The organism is Sphingomonas metalli, assembly GCF_014641735.1.
GTDB classification, from domain to species: Bacteria; Pseudomonadota; Alphaproteobacteria; order Sphingomonadales; family Sphingomonadaceae; genus Sphingomonas; species Sphingomonas metalli.
This window is the reverse complement of the sequence record NZ_BMIH01000001.1, coordinates 299702-314970: the sequence shown is the minus strand read 5'-3', so window position 1 is coordinate 314970 and position 15269 is coordinate 299702. Positions and strand designations below refer to the sequence as shown.

Annotated in this window: 15 protein-coding genes; 4 read left to right on the top strand and 11 right to left on the bottom strand. The window is 66.8% G+C overall.

Translation table 11 applies throughout. From position 1 onward, the window contains the following. Positions 1-44: 44 nt before the first annotated feature. The 3 genes from IEX18_RS01820 to IEX18_RS01810 form a co-directional block, all read right to left on the bottom strand. Entirely contained in the window at positions 45-3962 is a 3918-nt protein-coding gene (locus IEX18_RS01820) for a TonB-dependent receptor domain-containing protein (protein WP_188656943.1), read from the bottom strand. Positions 3963-4089: 127 nt separating this feature from the next. Continuing rightward, positions 4090-5271, bottom strand: coding sequence for an acetyl-CoA C-acetyltransferase (locus IEX18_RS01815; protein WP_188656942.1), 1182 nt, complete (start codon positions 5269-5271; stop codon positions 4090-4092). Between the two features lie 33 nt (positions 5272-5304). Beyond that, positions 5305-6279 carry a polyhydroxyalkanoate synthase family protein gene (locus IEX18_RS01810; RefSeq protein WP_188656940.1) on the bottom strand — a complete coding sequence of 325 codons (975 nt, stop codon included), beginning with the start codon at positions 6277-6279 and terminating at the stop codon, positions 5305-5307. 101 nt (positions 6280-6380) lie between these two features. Between IEX18_RS01810 and phaR the strand changes: the two genes are divergently transcribed. The 3 genes from phaR to hslU all read left to right on the top strand — a co-directional run bounded on the left by phaR (position 6381) and on the right by hslU (position 8956). Further along, complete coding sequence (phaR, locus tag IEX18_RS01805; RefSeq protein ID WP_188656938.1) at positions 6381-6965, top strand: polyhydroxyalkanoate synthesis repressor PhaR; 585 nt, start codon at positions 6381-6383, stop codon at positions 6963-6965. A gap of 37 nt (positions 6966-7002) precedes the next feature. Continuing rightward, positions 7003-7566 (top strand): ATP-dependent protease subunit HslV, encoded by a 564-nt coding sequence (hslV, locus tag IEX18_RS01800; RefSeq protein ID WP_373284516.1) that lies wholly within the window; start codon positions 7003-7005, stop codon positions 7564-7566. Between the two features lie 94 nt (positions 7567-7660). Next, complete coding sequence (gene hslU, locus IEX18_RS01795; RefSeq protein ID WP_188656936.1) at positions 7661-8956, top strand: ATP-dependent protease ATPase subunit HslU; 1296 nt, start codon at positions 7661-7663, stop codon at positions 8954-8956. A 442-nt stretch (positions 8957-9398) separates the two neighbouring features. On the opposite strand, the gene IEX18_RS01790 is transcribed toward hslU, so the two are convergent. The 8 genes from IEX18_RS01790 to IEX18_RS01755 all read right to left on the bottom strand — a co-directional run bounded on the left by IEX18_RS01790 (position 9399) and on the right by IEX18_RS01755 (position 14302). Then, the gene (locus tag IEX18_RS01790; protein WP_188656935.1) at positions 9399-9776 is read right to left on the bottom strand and encodes a hypothetical protein; all 378 of its coding nucleotides are present in this window, start codon (positions 9774-9776) and stop codon (positions 9399-9401) included. Then, the gene (locus IEX18_RS01785) at positions 9773-10192 is read right to left on the bottom strand and encodes a hypothetical protein (RefSeq protein ID WP_188656933.1); all 420 of its coding nucleotides are present in this window, start codon (positions 10190-10192) and stop codon (positions 9773-9775) included. Before IEX18_RS01785 ends, IEX18_RS01790 begins: the two co-directional genes overlap by 4 nt. Positions 10193-10209: 17 nt before the next feature. Then, the gene (gene gloB / locus IEX18_RS01780; RefSeq protein ID WP_188656932.1) at positions 10210-10941 is read right to left on the bottom strand and encodes a hydroxyacylglutathione hydrolase; all 732 of its coding nucleotides are present in this window, start codon (positions 10939-10941) and stop codon (positions 10210-10212) included. A 5-nt stretch (positions 10942-10946) separates the two neighbouring features. After that, positions 10947-11399: a VOC family protein gene (locus IEX18_RS01775; protein WP_188656930.1), complete on the bottom strand. Its 453-nt coding sequence runs from the start codon at positions 11397-11399 to the stop codon at positions 10947-10949. Then, positions 11396-12193, bottom strand: a complete 798-nt coding sequence (locus tag IEX18_RS01770) for an alpha/beta fold hydrolase (RefSeq protein ID WP_188656929.1) — start codon at positions 12191-12193, stop codon at positions 11396-11398. The genes IEX18_RS01775 and IEX18_RS01770 overlap by 4 nt, the downstream gene beginning before the upstream one ends. A gap of 47 nt (positions 12194-12240) precedes the next feature. After that, complete coding sequence (locus IEX18_RS01765; RefSeq protein ID WP_188656927.1) at positions 12241-12444, bottom strand: helix-turn-helix transcriptional regulator; 204 nt, start codon at positions 12442-12444, stop codon at positions 12241-12243. Further along, complete coding sequence (locus IEX18_RS01760) at positions 12441-12845, bottom strand: hypothetical protein (protein ID WP_188656926.1); 405 nt, start codon at positions 12843-12845, stop codon at positions 12441-12443. Before IEX18_RS01760 ends, IEX18_RS01765 begins: the two co-directional genes overlap by 4 nt. A gap of 74 nt (positions 12846-12919) precedes the next feature. After that, entirely contained in the window at positions 12920-14302 is a 1383-nt protein-coding gene (locus IEX18_RS01755) for a glutamate ligase domain-containing protein (RefSeq protein WP_188656924.1), read from the bottom strand. 53 nt (positions 14303-14355) lie between these two features. Between IEX18_RS01755 and IEX18_RS01750 the strand changes: the two genes are divergently transcribed. Next, positions 14356-15171: an LD-carboxypeptidase gene (locus IEX18_RS01750; RefSeq protein ID WP_188656922.1), complete on the top strand. Its 816-nt coding sequence runs from the start codon at positions 14356-14358 to the stop codon at positions 15169-15171. Positions 15172-15269 lie beyond the last annotated feature (98 nt).

The following is a 15269-nucleotide window of genomic DNA, read 5'->3' as shown; positions in this document are numbered from 1 at the left end:
CGAGAAGGGCTGCCCGTGGGCAGCCCTTCGAGACGATCGTCGCGTTAGAACTTGGCTTGGACCGCGACTTGGAAACGGCGGCCAATCTGATCGTAATAGCCGACATTCGGGCTGTTATAGTAGCCGAGGTCGCCGATATAATTCTTGTCCGTGATATTGTTGACCACGAACTGGATGTTGAAGTTCTCACCGATATCCGTGCCGATAACGTAGTCAAAGGTATTGAGACGCGGATAGACGACGAGATTGGCGACCTCGATCGTCGCCGGCTGGCCCGACGAGAAGAGGCGCGTGCGATCACGCCAGTTCCAGGTCAACTGCGTGTAGAACGGGCCATTCTCGTAGCGGGTGATGAGCTGCGTACGCCATTGCGGGCGATCATAGGTGCCAGCCGATTCCTGCGCGTCGGTAAAGTCGCCCGCTGCGGAGGAGGTGTAGCGCACCAGGTGATAGGCGGTTGCCTTGAAGTTCAGGCGACCCCAATCCTTGGGCAGGTCGAAGCCATATCGCGCGCCGATCAGCATCGCACGGACTTGTGTCGCGGACAGGTTGATAAATCCCGAGGCGAAACCGTTCTGAATCTGGAAATCGGTCCCGCGCGAGAAGAAGTCGCAGGTATTTGCGCCCGTCTGAGGTGCCGTGTTGGGGAAGGTCGAGCTGTCGTAGCAGAACTGCACTGCCGTAGCGAGCGTTGTCGGGGAAATGATGTTGGACAGATCGAGGCTGATATAGTCGAAGTTCAGCTCCAAACCAGGAATGAAGCGCGGCGTCAGGATGGTGCCAACGGTCCAGCTCTTGCCCTTCTCGGGCTGAAGGGTCGGCGCACCGGCGAAGCTTCCCTGGAGGCCCTGACCCAATGGAACATATTGAGCGAGGAACTGGGTTGCGACATCGCTCGTCGTGATCGTCTGGCCGTTGAAAACGACACCGCGACGGATCACGTCGGCAACGCAGTTCTGGCGGCGGGCCGTCGCCTGCAGGCCAAGATCGATGTTTGCGGGCGAGCAGTAGTCGATGGGGGTGGTGAAGGACGGCTGGCCGCCCAGGAAGAGCTCGACCACCGAAGGGTTACGGACCGATCGCGTGTAGTTGCCGCGGACCAGGATATCGCGGATCGGGGCCCAAGTACCCGCCAGGCTGTAAATCGTGTTCGCGTCGCCGTTTGCGCGCGGCTCGACGATCTGTCCGGCAAGATTGCGGTAGGTCGCTGCACGCCCACTCTGCTGCGAGGTCCTGACCGCCGGCTGGAACTCCAGCCGGCCGAGGAACGGCAGGAAGTCCGGCCCCGTTATCGGCACGAGTAGCTCGGCACCGACCTCGTAAGTCTCGGTCTGGCCCGAAGTATTGGCCGACGGCGCCGAGCGGCCACGGCCAAGCTGGTTCAGCAGGTCGGTCTTGTAGGCGAGCTGTTCCTTTCGATACTCGCCGTTGATCGAGAAGCTGAGGTCGCCAGCGGGCAGCCGGAAAGGCGATCCACCAAAGAACGCCTGGAGCACCGTCTGTTGCGACACGTTCCTGAAGACGTTGTTCTGGCGAACATAGGCCTTGGACGCTTCGGACATCTGGTTGTAGCCGAACGGATTGAGCGGTCGGCATGCGGCGATCTGGTCGGCTGTGATGCGCGGCTGGACCACGACCTCGGTCGGCAACCCGCCGGCGCCGGGCTGGCGGGTCAGATTGGCCGAGATGCCGAGCGGACTATAGCCGATATACTGGTTCGGGAAGAGCTGCGCCCGACAGACGATGTTGCCGTTCGCCACGCCGCGCAGCGCCTGACCCTCATCGACCGCGTCAAGGGCGAGCTGATATTCGATGTCGTTGATCTGCGTCGACCGGACGACCGAAGTCGAGCGGCCATACGCCGCGGAGATCTCGGCATTCCACTGACGCCCGAGGGCTTCAAATTTGGACTTCGCGCCCACCAGCAGCCGATAGGTCTCGTCCGTAGAGGTGACGGGATTGTCGCCGAAGATGTCCTGATTTTGCCGCGTCAGGGTGAAATAGCCGCCGCGCGTCGCCGAGTTGATGCCCACCCCGTTGAGAGCGCTGCGATCAGAGGAGTCGAGATAGGGGTTGTTCACGTTCAGAACGAGCGCGGCGTTCTCGGCGGTCGAGGTGATGAAGTTCTGGCTGGGGCTGTTCCGCAGGGCCACGGACTTCGTCCGGGTGAAGAAGTTCTCGGTGAACGCCGTGACCTCGTCGGTGACGTCGAACTTGCCGATCAGATTGGAAACATACCGGTCCTGCTGGACGCGCACGACGATGTTCTCGATCGAACGTGAAAAGCCGCCGTTCGAACCGGGTGATTGCGACAGCGTGCCCTGCGAGGTCGGGTTGAAACCGCTGACGGCGGTGTAGTTGCGGACCTGCCCGTCGGGCGTGAATTCCAGTGGGACGGCGATATAGGGCAGAACCTGATTGAGCGGTACCTGCACCGTACCGCCGTTGGCATTCGAGCGCACGGTGACGAGCGTCGTGTCCGTATTGGCGATGCGTGGGAGGTTCGGGATGAAGGTGCCGAGGAACGCATTGATATTGACGTTCGGGTTTGCCGCGAAGAACTCACGTGCGGTCGGACGATTAGCCTGGAGCACGTTGATCGCCAGCGTGGTCAGCGGGGTTCCGGTGACGCCGGCGGGCGGCGTCACGCCGAACTGCGCGAAGACCTGAGCCGGAGTCACGCCGCTCGGCAATGCGGTCGGGGCGAAGGTCGTGATGGGCAGGTTGGTGGCCGCGGTCGTCCGTCCGTTGAGACCGTTTCCGCTCAGTCCCAACCCGGTCAGCGTCGATCCGGGCGTTCCCTGTACCAGCTGCACTCCGGTCGTGAAGTTGGTGATCGACGGCTGGCCGATACCGTTTGCGAAGAGGAGAAAGCCGTTCGCGTCCGGCGTGTAGAGCGCACGGGTGGGAGCGCCCAATACGTTCAGGATGGTGCCGTTGAAGCTCAGCGTTTGATTGATGAAGCCCTGGCCAAAGGCAGTGCTGGGGATCAGGTCGTCCGATGTCCGCAGAAAGGCGCCGTTGTTGTTGGCCTGCACGTTGACGATGGTGCCGTTCGGCGAGAAGTTGGGGTTGCGGGCGCCGCCGCTGGCATAGTTCGTGATCGTGTTCGGGCGTGCGAGGCGGAAGCTGCGGCTGTCCGCCTGTAGACCGTCGAGATGCGTATATTCCGCGGCAAGGGTGATGTTGCCCCGGCCGCCGGCGAAATTCTTGCCCCATACGATGTTGGTCTGCTGGACCCCGGCGTCGCCACGCGACGAAAGGCCCGCCAGTGCCCGGACTTCCGAACCTTCATAATCGTCGCGCAGGATATAGTTCACCACCCCGGCGATCGCATCGGAGCCATAGGCGGCGGCGCCGCCGACGGTGAGCACGTCGATCCGCTGGACGAGCGAGGTGGGGATGACATTGGTGTCGACCTGACTGCCCGTCGCATTGCCCTCGACGAACAGCGATGCCGAATTGCCCGACACGAAGCGGCGGCCGTTGACCAGCGTCAGAGTGCGCTGCGTTCCCAAATCGAGGAGGTCGACGAAGGCACGGCCAAGGCTGGCCGTCTGGCCGCCATTGTTGCCATTGAAGCTGGCGCCCGGCCCGGTGAGCGGATTGTCGTTCAGGGCGTCGAGCGCATTGGTGAAGCCGCGTGCCCGGATCTGCGCAGAATCGATCTGGATGCCGGGTAGGATCCCGTCGCTCTCCGGCCGCGGAATGCGGGAGCCGGTGACGGTGATCACCCCGTCGGTCTCCGGCTCGCCATCCGCGCCGATTGCCGCAGGATCCTGCCCGGTCGGCGTCAGGCCAGCCGATTGCGCCGGCGGCAACGTTTCAGAGGTCTGTGCCCAAGCCTGAACCGTCAGGAACAGCGATCCCGTGAGTGCGGTCGCGCTAGCAAGATGACGGAATTTCGAACGCATCCAATAACCCCCGTGAACGGCACGATTGCCATTCACGGGAGAGAACACGGCTCGGAGTTCGTGAACAATGGTTCATCTGAAGTTCATAAATGACTACAGATGTTTTCAAAATCCGGTGTTGCGTGAATGTGACAGATTGTCACAATCCAGCAGCATCTCTGACATATGCTAAGTTCTACCGCTCGAGACACATGGCGATGCCCATGCCGCCGCCGATGCACAGGGTCGCGAGGCCCTTCTTCGCGTCGCGCTTCTGCATCTCGTAGATCAGCGTCGTCAGGACGCGGGCGCCGCTGGCGCCGATCGGATGGCCGATCGCGATGGCACCGCCGTTGACGTTGACCTTGTCGGCGTCCCAGCCGAGTTCCTTGCCCACCGACAGCGCCTGGGCGGCGAAGGCCTCGTTCGCCTCGATCAGGTCGAGATCGGCGACGCGCCAGCCGGCTTTCTCCAGCGCGCGGCGGGTCGCGGGGACGGGGCCGATGCCCATCACCGACGGGTCGACGCCGGCCGACGCCCAGCTGCGGATCGTCGCCAGGATCGGCGCGCCGCGCTTTTCGGCTTCCTCGCGCGTGGTGATGACGATCGCGGCGGCGCCGTCGTTGAGGCCCGAGGCATTGGCCGCGGTGACGGTGCCGTCCTTCTTGAAGGCGGGGCGTACGCCGGACACGCTCTCCAGCGTCGCGCCCGCACGGATATATTCGTCGTCGGCGACGATGGTGTCGCCCTTGCGCCCCTTGACGGTCACGGGGGCGATCTCGTCCCGGAAGCGACCCTCGGCGCGCGCCTTCTCGGCAAGGTTCTGCGAGCGGACCGAGAAGCTGTCCTGGTCGTCGCGGGTGACCTGATATTGTTCCGCCAGATTCTCGGCGGTAATGCCCATGTGATAGCCGTTGAAGACGTCGGTCAGGCCGTCATGCACCATGGTGTCGACGAGGCTGACATTCCCCATCTTGGTGCCGCCGCGCATCGTCTGCGCGTGCGGGCTGAGCGACATCGACTCCTGACCGCCCGCCACGACGATCTGCGCGTCGCCGGTCGCGACCGCCTGCGCCGCCAGCGCGACCGCGCGCAGGCCCGAGCCGCACACCTGGTTCACGCCCCAGGCCGGTACCTCCTTGGGGACGCCGGCGGCCATCGACGCCTGACGCGCCGGGTTCTGGCCCTGTGCGGCGGTGAGGACCTGACCGAGGATCACCTCCGACACCTCCTCGCCCTTCACGCCCGCCTGTTCGAGCGCCGCCTCGATCGCGACCCGGCCGAGTTCGTGCGCAGGGGTCGAGCCGAAGGCGCCGAGGAAGCTGCCGACGGGCGTGCGCTTGGCGGCGATGATGACGACATCGGTGGGGCTGGTCATGGGGGCGTCCTCTCCGGGGGAAATGCTCGTCGCCTATCTAGTCGCTGGCAGCGCTGCGATCCAGTCGTGGAGCGCCTGCCAGAGCCGATGGCGCTGCCGCCCGACGATCATGCCGACATGGCCCGCCTGCACGTCGCGCCGGTCGGCCAGGCCCGCCGCGGTCGCGGCCGGCACGATACGGTCGGTGGTCGAGACGAATTCCACCGTCGGGCAGGGGAGGGTGGCGGGATGGCACGACCAGCTGCCGCAACCCGGCCGATCGGCCGCGACCAGATCCTCGAACAGCTCGCGGCCGGCGGCATAGGTCAGCGGCGCACCGGCATTGGCCCAGTCCTCGAGGCGGACGAAGGCGCGCGCCTCCGCACCGTTGGGGGCCAGATCGGCGAAGGCGACATATTTGTCGACGGTCCGCTTCGGATCGAGCCGCCAGAAGCCCGCCTGCAACACCTCCATGGGCACCAGCCCCAGCGCCTCGGCGGACGGCTTTGCGCCTTGCCAGAGATCGACCATCGCCGCGCGTCCGTCCCCATAGCCCGAGAACCGCCATGGCGCGGCGATCGTCGCCACGCCGGCAAGCGGCAGGCGTGCGGCCGCCGCCCAGGCGATCGTGCCACCCAGGCAATAGCCGATCGCGACCGGCGGTCGCTCGAACCCTGCGAGAAGCGGGACGAGCAGCGTTTCGACATGGCCGATGATGTCGCGGCCGCGCTCGTCCGGGGTCGGAACACCCCAGTCGAGAAGCCAGGCCTGCCATCCCTCTGTCGACAGCCAGCGCAGCAGCGACACGTCCTCCGACAGGTCGAGGATGGTGGACGGATTGATCAGCGAGGGGATGAGCACGACCGGCCGGCCCCCTCCGCCAAGCCCGGTCAGCCGGGCCTGTCCGTGCGTGCGGCATAGCGGCAGCGAAGGGGGCGGGGGCTCGCGCCCGGCAGCCTGATAGGCGGCAAGGCCGCGCAGCGCAGCGCTCAGTCGGTCCGGTGTTGCTGCGGTCTCGCTGCGCAGCATCGAAAGGAACAGGGGTAGGGGCCTTGGCGCATGTTGCGGCGCGTCAAGCGGCGTAGTAGGCTGGTTCATCGACATAAAGGTGGATCGCACCGGGGGGAGCCATGAAGAAGCACAATGCTGGTGGCAGCGTCATCATCAAGAAGTACGCCAACCGTCGTCTCTACAATACCGAAACCTCGTCCTACATCACGCTCGAGCATCTCGCGGCGATGACCCGCGAAGGGCGCGACTTCAAGGTAGTGGACGCCAAGACCGACGACGACATCACCCACAATGTGCTGACCCAGATCATCATGGAGGAAGAGAGCCGCGGGCAGGCGATGCTGCCGGTCAGCTTCCTGCGCCAGCTGATCTCCATGTACGGCGACTCGATGCAGGCCATGGTGCCCGGCTATCTGGAGGCGTCGATGAACAGCTTCCGCCGCAACCAGGAGCAGTTCCGCTCGGCCGTCGAGGATGCCTTTGCCGGCTCGCCCTTCGCCGAGATCGCGCGCCGCAACATGGCGATGATCGATGCCGCGACCAGCGCCTTCAAGCCGGCCGCAGCCGCGGCGGGTGCCGCCACCCCGTCGGCTCCGACGACGACGGCCCCCGTCGCGGCGGAAAGCAGCAAGGACGATCAGATCGCCGCGCTGAAGGCGGAGCTCGCCTCGCTCAAGACCAAGGTCGACAAGCTGGCCGGGTGAGATTGACCCGCGGCGGCGCGCGCCTACATCGGCGCGCATGAGCGGGAACGACAGCGCCATGCCGACATGGCACGGCACCACGATTTGTTCGGTCCGGCGCGGCGGCAAGGTCGTCGTGGCGGGCGATGGTCAGGTCTCGATGGGCCAGACCGTGATGAAACCCAATGCGCGCAAGGTGCGGCGGCTGGGCGACGGCAGCGTCATCGGCGGCTTCGCCGGGGCGACGGCCGATGCCTTCACGCTGTTCGAGCGGCTGGAGCGCAAGCTGGAGCAGCATCAGGGCCAATTGCTGCGCGCCGCGGTCGAGCTGGCGAAGGACTGGCGCACCGACAAGTTCCTGCGCAACCTGGAGGCGATGATGATCGTCGCCGACAAGGACGTGACGCTGATCCTGACCGGCAATGGCGACGTGCTCGAGCCGGAAGCCGGCGTCGCCGCGATCGGATCGGGCGGCAATTATGCGCTCGCCGCGGCCAAGGCGCTGGTCGACTATGAGAGCGATGCCGAGACCATCGCGCGCAAGGCGATGGCGATCGCGGCGGAGGTCTGCGTCTACACCAACGACCGGCTGACGATCGAGACGCTGGACGCGGCTTCTTGACCCAGCGTCACCCCAGCGCAGGCTGGGGTCTTTCCGTAACGACGTCCGCTCCTGCGGCACGAGATCCCGGCCTTCGCCGGGATGACGAGGTTTTATGAACAACTCCCTGACCCCCAAGGCCATCGTCGCGGCGCTCGACGCGCACATCATCGGGCAGCAGGACGCCAAGCGGGCGGTCGCGGTGGCGCTGCGCAATCGCTGGCGGCGCCAGCAGCTCTCGCCCGATCTGCGCGACGAGGTGAGCCCCAAGAACATCCTCATGATCGGCCCGACCGGCTGCGGCAAGACCGAGATCAGCCGCCGCCTCGCCAAGCTGGCGGATGCGCCGTTCGTGAAGGTGGAGGCCACCAAGTTCACCGAGGTCGGCTATGTCGGCCGCGATGTCGAGCAGATCGCGCGCGACCTGGTCGAGGAGGCGATCCGGCTGGAGAAGGAACGTCGTCGCACCGCCGTGAAGGACAAGGCGGAGGAGGCGGCGCTCGCCCGGCTGCTCGACGCGCTGGTCGGCAAGGATGCGAGCCAGGCGACGCGCGAGAGCTTCCGCCAGCGCTTCCGCGACGGCCATCTCGACCAGACCGAGATCGAGATCGAGGTCGAGCAGGCGCCCTCCATGCCGTTCGACGTGCCGGGCGGTGCGCCGCAGATGATCAACCTGACCGAGATGATGAAGTCGTTCGGCGGCGGCCAGCCGCTCAAGCGGCGCAAGCTCAACGTGCGTGCGGCGTGGGACAAGCTGGTCGAGGAGGAGGCGGACAAGCGGCTGGATCAGGACGACGTCAACCGCACCGCGCTGGCGGATGCGGAGGCGAACGGCATCGTCTTTCTCGACGAGATCGACAAGATCGCGGTCAGCGACGTGCGCGGCGGATCGGTCAGCCGCGAGGGCGTGCAGCGCGACCTGCTGCCGCTGATCGAGGGGACGACGGTCGCGACCAAATACGGGCCGATGAAGACCGACCATGTCCTCTTCATCGCGAGCGGTGCCTTCCACGTCGCCAAGCCGAGCGACCTGCTGCCCGAGCTTCAGGGCCGCCTGCCGATCCGGGTCGAGCTGAAGGGCCTGACCGAGGCGGATTTCGTCGCGATCCTCTCCGACACCAAGGCCTCGCTGCCCGCGCAATATCGCGCGCTGCTGGCGACCGAGGGGGTGGAGATCGCCTTCGCCGAGGACGGCATCGCCGCGGTGGCGAAGATCGCCGCCGAGGTGAACGGGCAGGTGGAAAATATCGGCGCCCGCCGGTTGCAGACGGTGATGGAGAAGCTGCTCGAGGAAGTGAGCTTCGACGCGGAGGATCGCGGCGGGTCCACGCTGACGATCGACGCGGCCTATGTGGAGAAGCAGCTCTCCGGCATCGCGCGGAATGCGGATCTCAGCCGGTTCGTGTTGTGAAGGCAGGGCCGGAATGGTGACCGCCTGATCTCGACCGTTCGTGCTGAGCTTGTCGAAGCACTGCACTTCTTCCTCAAGAGATGGCGCTCCGGAAAGAGAAGAACGGTGCTTCGACAGGCTCAGCACGAACGGAGGGGGGGCGCCTGCTTGTGCTGGTGTCCGATCTGCTGGTCACGGAAAGCCCCTCCCCTTCAGGGGAGGGGTTGGGGTGGGGCGTCTCCCCAAAGACCTTGCGCCTGTGGAAGCGCCCCATCCCTAGCCCCTCCCCTGAAGTAGAGGGGGAAGAACAGTGCTTCGACAAGCTCAGCACGAACGGCGGGGAGCATTCAGGACCGATATCTCCCGTCATCCCAGCGAAGGCTGGGATCTCTTCGGGCAAGCGTGGCATGAGCCGCACGAGGTCCCAGCCTTCGCTGGGCGACGTTCAGCGTTGCCGGCGACTCTACTGCTTCTTCGGCTTGCTGTACGGCACGAACTCGCCGAACCGGCAATAGGCCGACGGGATGGTCATGCCGGGCTCGATCGTCTGGAACCGGTCGTTGCGGCAGAGCTGGCCGCCATAGATCTGGGTGATCAGGATCGTCATGGGCCGCAGGAAGGGGCAGGGGCCGATCGGGCTGACCCGATATTTGCGGCCGCCCAGCCCCTCATAGACGATGGTGTTCTGGTCGATCACCGTGCCGCCCTGGGTCTGCGACACCGGGATGCATTGCTGCGGCGTGCCCGCCACCCGTCCGGCGAAGGGATCGCGCTGCGTCCGCGCGGTCAAGGGCGCGGCGAGCAGCACGGCGGCGGGGAGGATCCAGAGCGCGCGGGTCATTTCGCCCGCCGGTATGGAATGAAGTCGCCGAACGCACAACTGCCGCTCGGGAAGCCGCTGACCCGGTCGACCAGCTGGACGATGTCGCCGCGACAGAAGCGACCGATCGGCGTCCGGACGACCATCACGTCGCCATTCTGGCCCATGCGCTCGCAACCCGGACCCGTATCGTTGCGCCACACCTCGTTGCGGCCGAAGCGGTAGAGGACCGTGCTGCCGAACGACTCACTCGACGGCGACCGGCCGAGCGGCAGGCAGGTCTGCGGTTGGCCGGGGGTGAGGCCCTTGAGCGCGTCGGACAGCCGGCGCTTGCTGTCGTAGGAGACCGGGTCGCCCGCCGCCCGGCTGGAGGATGGCGCCCCGCCTGCGGCGCAACCCGCCACGAGCAAGCAAGTCGCGATCACGGCGATACGCATCGGAGCTCTCCTGTCCTTCATCCTCGAAATCCGTCCTTCTGCGCTCGCAACGCGCCCAGGCGCTCGGCGGAGCCGGCGCGCAGGAACGGATTGGTCGCGCGCTCCTGACCGATGGTGGTCGGCAGCGTCGGCTGGTCGCGCGCGCGCAGCCGATCCACCTCGACGCGGCGATCGGCGATGGCGGCATTGTCCGGGTCGACATGCGCGGCGAAGCGGGCGTTGGCGGCGGTATATTCGTGGCCGCCATAGACCCGGGTCTCGTCCGGCAGCGCCGCGAACCGCTCCATGTTGCGCCACATCTGCTCGGGCGTCCCTTCGAACAGGCGGCCGCAGCCCATGGCGAACAGCGTATCGCCGGTGAAGATCACATCGTCCTCGGCGAAGTGGAAGGCGATATGCCCTGCGGTGTGGCCGGGAACGGCCCAGACCTGCGCGGTATGATGGCCGATCCGCACCACGTCGCCCTCGCCGATCAGGGTGTCGAGCGTGGGGATACGGTCGCGCTCGGCGGCCGGTCCCGTGATCGTCGCCCCGGCCGCCTTCATGTCCGCATTGCCGCCGGTATGATCGGGATGCCAGTGGGTCGTCCACACCTGCGACACCGTCCAGCCCCGCGCCTTTGCGGCGTCGAGGACCGGCCCGGCCTCGCCGGGATCGACCACCGCGACCTCCTCGGTCTGCGGATCGAAGAGGAGCCAGGCGTAATTGTCCGCCAGGACCGGCACGGCGATGATCTCGAGCGCCGGCATCGCCTCTACCAGCTGCCGGTGTTCGGCATCGACGCCCAGGGCTCTGCGGGGGCGAGCTGGCCGTCCTGCAACAGTTCGATCGATATGCCGTCCGGCGTCTTCACGAACGCCATGTGACCGTCACGCGGCGGGCGATGGATGGTGTAGCCATGGTCCATCAGCCGCTGGCAGGTCTCGTAGATATTGTCGACGCGATAGGCGAGATGGCCGAAGTTCCGGCCGCCGCTATAGGTTTCGGGCGCGCTGCCGTCCTCTGCCGGCCAGTTATAGGTCAGCTCGACCTCGGCGTCCGCGCGCTGACCGGGCCCCTTCATCTCCTCGGGCGTCGCGAGGAAGATCAGGGTGAAGCGACCGGCCTGATTCTCCATCCGCCGGACCTCCCTGAGGCCGAGTACCTCGAAGAAGCGGATCGTCGCCTCGGGATCGGCGACGCGGATCATCGTGTGCAGATATTTCATGCGGTTCCAACGCTTTGAGGGTTGAGGGTTTCCCCGGATTTCTGATCCACCGCGGCGAGCACGTCGTGCACCGCACGGATCAGCAGCGAGATATCCTGCAGGCGTGACAGGCGATGGTCGCCGTCCTTTACCAGCCAGGTCTGCACGTCCGTGCTGGCGAGCATCTGCGCCAGCTGGACCGTGCGCGCCCAGGGCACGTCGGGGTCGGCCTGTCCCTGCAGCAGCCGCACCGGGCCGGCGAAGGCGATGGTGCCGAACATCAGGCGATTGGCCTCGCCCGACGACCAGAAGCCGCGGGTGTAGACGGTGGGCTCCGGGCCATAGGGGTTCGCGCGCTCGAGCCGCCCCTGGCGCAGGATCGCCATCTTCTCGTCGGTCGAGAAGCCCCAATCGGTAAAGTCGGGCGCCGGCGCGATCCCGATCAGCCCGACCACGCGCTCCGGCCGCGCCTTGGCCGCGAGCAGCATCAGCCAGCCGCCCATCGACGATCCGACCAGCACGACCGGCCCGCGCGCGACCTGGTCGATCATCGCGACAACATCGTCGCGCCAGCCGGCCAGGGTCTGATCCTCGAACGCCCCCTCGCTCTGGCCGCAGCCGCCATAGTCGAACCGCAGGTAGGCGCGCCCGGCCGCCTTCGCCCATTCTTCCAGCGCCAGCGCCTTCGACCCCAGCATGTCGCTGGCATAGCCGGGCAGGAAGACCACGGTCGGGCCCTCGCCCGGCGTGTGATGGAAGGCGAGGCGCGGGCGGGGCGCGGCGGCGGGCGGAGCGGCGGAGCGAGGATCGGTCATGATCGCCCGTGGTTAGAGCGCGAGCGCCGGGTCCCGCAAGCCGCTGGTCAGCCGGTGGCGGAGGGGCTGACGAAGACCTGTTCGATCGGCAGGCTGAACAGCTCGGCGATGCGGAAGGCGAGCGGGAGCGAGGGATCGTAGCGGCCGGTCTCGATCGCGTTGACGCTCTGGCGGCTGACCTCCAGCCGGTCGGCCAGGTCCTGCTGGCTCCAGCCCCGCTCCGCGCGCAGGCCGCGCAGATGGTTGTTCATGCCGACCGCCGCGCGGTGATCCGGCACGTGCCGGCGCCGATGCCGAGGCCCCCGATCCAGACCACCGACCAGATATAGGCGGGCAGGTGGGGAACCAGCTCGAACCCTTCCAGAAAGCCCCAGATCGTCGTGGCGGTGAGCGCGATGGCGGTGGCGACGAGCAGTGCGCGGGTCTGCATCATCCGCAGATACTCGTCGCTTTCCTCGACCAGATAGAGGCCCATCGCCCAGAACAGGCCGCAGATGGGCAAGGCTGGCGCGACGCCGATCACATAGGCAGCCGGGCCGCCGACCATATGGCGCGACAGGAGGTAAACCGCAGGCAGGAGCAACGCCATATAGGCGATGCTCAGCCACAGGGCGCGACGGTTGTAGCGCTGCTGCGCGGGAGAAAAACGCATCGAACGGCCTCCTTCAGTTTGTGAAGGACGCTTTACATGACAAGCTCGCTTTACGTCAAGGGCCCTTTACACCCTCACGTAAGTGCTGCGACGATGCCGGAGGCCAGCTGGGTCAGCGTGTCATCGCGTGCGCCCATGATCACGATGCGGTCGCCGGGGCGGGCGAGGTCGATCAGGCGGCGAGCTGCGGCGTCGCGATCGGCATCGTGGTGCGCCTGTCGGCCGGCGGCGGCGACGGCGGCGACGATGTCGGCGCTCGTCACCTCGCGGGCCACGGTGCCGCCGAAATAGACTGGATCGGGCATGACCAGCACGTCTTTAGGATGCAGACGTTCGGCGAAGGTGCGGGCGAGTTCGTGGCCCATCTGCCTGAGCGGACCATAGCCATGCGGCTGGAAGAGGACGAGCAGTCGGCCGGGATGGGCATGGAGCGTGTCGAGCGTCGCGGCGACCTTGTCGGGATTGTGGCCGAAATCATCGATCACCGCGACGCCGTTCGCCTCGCCGACCAGATCGAAGCGACGGCGGAGCCCGGTGAAGCCGGCGATGGCGCGCGCTGCCTCAGCGAGCGGAACACCCGCCGCCTCTGCCGCGGCGACGGCGGCGAGGGCGTTGGAGACGTTGTGGCGTCCTGGCACGGCCAGCCGGATCGGGTGAACCTCTCCCCGCGCATGAAGGTCGAAGCCGACGGCGAAGCGTTCGGGGCGCAGGTTCGTCGCGGAGAGATCGGCTGGCCCCTCGACCGCGAAGGTGGTGACGTTCGGCAGACCGGCGAGCAGCGCGGCGGTTTCCGGGTCGCCGGCATTGGCGACGACGTGGCGGGCATGGCGGGCGAAGTCGCCGAACAGGGTGCGGAGTTCCTCCAGCGTTTTATGATCGAGCGTGACGTTGTTGAGCACGGCGATGGCGGGGCGGTAGAGGGCGATCGAGCCGTCGCTTTCGTCCACCTCGCTGACGAAGGGCGCGCCGCTGCCGACCAGCGCGCTGGCGAAGGGGGCGTCGGGGCGGGCGAAATTCTTCATCACCGCGCCGTTCATCACCGTCGGGTCGCGACCGCAGGCGTGGAGAAGCCAGCCGATCATGCCGGTGACGGTCGACTTGCCGCTGGTGCCGGCGACGCCGATCGGCAGGGCGGCGGCGTTGAACAGCTCGGCGAGCAGCTGCGCGCGCGACTGGCGCGGACAGCCGAGCCGGGAAGCCGCGACGATATCCGCCACGCTGTCCTCCACCGCAGCGGAGGCGACGACCGTCTGGGTCGAATCGGTGATGCCGCTGCCGTCCTGTGGGAACAGCGCGATGCCGAGGTCGCGCAGCGCATCGAACTTGGCTGCGGTGCGGCCCTGGTCCAGCCCGCGGTCCGAGCCGGCGACCGTTCCGCCGCGCGCGCGGACGATCATCGCCAGCGGCATCATGCCTGACCCGCCAATACCCACGAAGAAGAATTTGCGATGCTCCATCCCTGCGGGCTATCGCCCCCGCACGGACGGGGCAAGCGCGGGAGGCGGACGGCATGAGGATCGGGGTGGTGGCGCCCGGCAGGCCGGTCGATCCTGTGGTGGCGACGCGGGCCGGTGCCTTCGCCGCGATCGCCTATCCGGAGGTGGAGCTGGTCTTCCACCCGCAATGCTTCCTGTCGGAAGGGCATTTCGCCGGCCCGGATGCCGCGCGCGCGGCGGCGCTGGTCGAGGTGGCGAACGATCCCGGCTATGATGCCGTCTGGTTCGCGCGGGGCGGCTATGGCTCGAACCGGCTGCTGGCCCAGGTGATGCCGCAGCTGGCGCCCGCGGCGGCGCGGAAGATCTATGCGGGCTATTCCGACATGGGGTTCCTGCTCGGTGCGCTTTACGCGCGGCGGATCGGGCGGCCCTGCCATGCGCCGATGGCGACCGACATCAACCGTGCCGGCGGCGACGCCACTGTGGCGCGGACGCTCGGCTGGATCGCGCGGGGCGACCCGCAGGGGCTGGAGCCGGATCTCGGACAACGGCCGGCGGCGGCCTTCAACCTGTCGATCCTCCATGCGCTGACGGGAACGCCGTTCCTGCCCGACCTGACCGACCATGTGCTGCTGATCGAGGAGGTGTCGGAGCCGCTCTATGCCGTCGACCGGATGCTCTTCACGCTCGCCCATGCCACTCAGCTAAAGGGCGTGGCCGGTGTGCGGCTGGGGGCGGTCAGCGACATCGTGGCGAACGATCCGCCCTGGGGCGAGACGCTGGAGACGATGATCCTGCGCTGGTGCGGCGAGATGGGCGTGCCCTATCTGGGCCGCGCCCGGATCGGGCACACGCAGGACAATCACGTCGTGCCGTTCGGGATAGCGTGATCCGCCGCGACGCCTCTCGCATGGAAAAATGCATCGGTTGCCTTTAAGGCGCATCGGGCAGCATAAGCCGCACCCTTCTCCAACCGACGAGTTTTTCC